1 protein-coding gene is annotated in these 1,676 nt (G+C 50.1%); it reads left to right on the forward strand.

Annotated features, from left to right (window positions below):
* Window positions 1-345: 345 nt before the first annotated feature.
* A partial coding sequence (locus ACFR9S_RS15030; protein ID WP_379818974.1) for a glycoside hydrolase family 32 protein occupies window positions 346-1,676 on the forward strand: 1,331 nt, incomplete at its 3' end.

Raw genomic sequence — 1,676 nt, forward strand, 5'->3', positions numbered from 1 at the left:
TCGACGACACGCTCATCGACGTCGTCGATGCGCTGCTCGAGAGGGTGCTCCCGCCCGCTACGGTGACCCCGAGGACAGTTCCCACACCGACGGAAAATCAGCCCATTGAACTACCTATAGCCTACCCGTCTCGTTGTGCACATACTGCACGACCAAAATGACGAGAATTAGGGCCTCTCAAACATTAATTCCCCATTTGGTTCACTAAACGTAGTCTTTCTTTCTTCCACTAGTTGATCGATCCTCTATATATTTCATTCGGAATAGTATAAAACAAACATGATCGAATTATTTTAATCATTGAGCGTGATCGATGTGAGCGTGGATCAAAATAGTCGTTCACAAATGAAGGAGGAATCGATGAAAGAGTCATCGGAACTCAGCCGTCGGAGGATGATTCAGACGGTAGGAGCTGGTCTTTTGTCAACTGTAGCACTCGGCAGTGCCAGTAGCAGTGTTTCGGCAACAGAGAGCGTATCTGAAGATGTAGAAGACCCGCATCCGTGGCGGCCAGAATATCACTTCTCCCCCTCTGAAGGGTGGATGAACGATCCGAATGGACTAGTCTATCACGAAGGTATCTTCCACCTGTTCTATCAAGCGGGTGCGGATCGACGACGTTGGGATCATGCGACAAGCACGGACCTCATCAACTGGACTGAACATGGAACGAAGGTTCCCGATACTGAATCGATGCAGGCCTTCTCCGGCGGGGCAGTTATTGACACGGAGAACACCGCAGGATTCGGTGAGGATGCGTTAGTTGCCATGTATACTGGCCACCATGATGAGGGGTTCGAGGACCAACGGATTGCCTACAGTACAGATAACGGTGAGACGGTCCATAACTATGCAAAGAATCCAGTAATTGAGAGCGATGAGGATAATTTCCGCGATCCAAAGCCGTTCTGGTACGAGCCAGACGAAAGTTGGAGAATGGTTGTTGGCCGGGTTGAGGGAACCGAAGACCGGCCAGCAGGAATTGAGATCTATAGTTCGGAAAATCTGCTCGATTGGACCTACGAGAGCACATATGTAGACGAGGGCGATAACGGATGGGAATGTCCAAGTCTCTTTGAACATCCAGTCGAAGGAACGGATGAGACGAAGTGGATCATTCCCATTTCACCGATCGAACTGCGATCCGTTGAATACCATATCGGTGATTTCGACGGAACGGAGTTCATTGTCGAGGAAATCATTAGGGCGGATTACGGATACGACTTCTATGCTACTCAACGCTGGGGGAATGCACCAGACGACGACGGACTGAACATCACCTGGATGGGGAACTGGGAATATGCGATGGATGCACCGGATCCAGGTTGGCAGGGAGCGATGACGATACCGCGAACAATCACCCTCCGAAAGGAGAATGGCTCTCTCGAAGTCCTCCAGCATCCAGCGAAAGAGATCACTAAAACACGACAAGAAACGCTGGCAAAACTGTGTTCAGAAAGGATTACACCGGGTAGAGACCCGTTAGAAGGAACGAATGTAGAAGGCCGTACACTCGAGATCGATGCCACTATTGATCCACAGAGTGCCGAAAAAGTCGGACTCCGTGTTCGAGAGGGAGAAGATCAACAGAGTGTAGTCACATATGACGCAGGAGAGGAGGAGTTACGGTTTAACCGGTCGAATTCAGGCGAATTCTTCGAGGATGGGTTCTACGA

It is taken from the genome of Halolamina salina, from assembly GCF_042678005.1.
Classification (GTDB): domain Archaea; phylum Halobacteriota; class Halobacteria; order Halobacteriales; family Haloferacaceae; genus Halolamina; species Halolamina salina.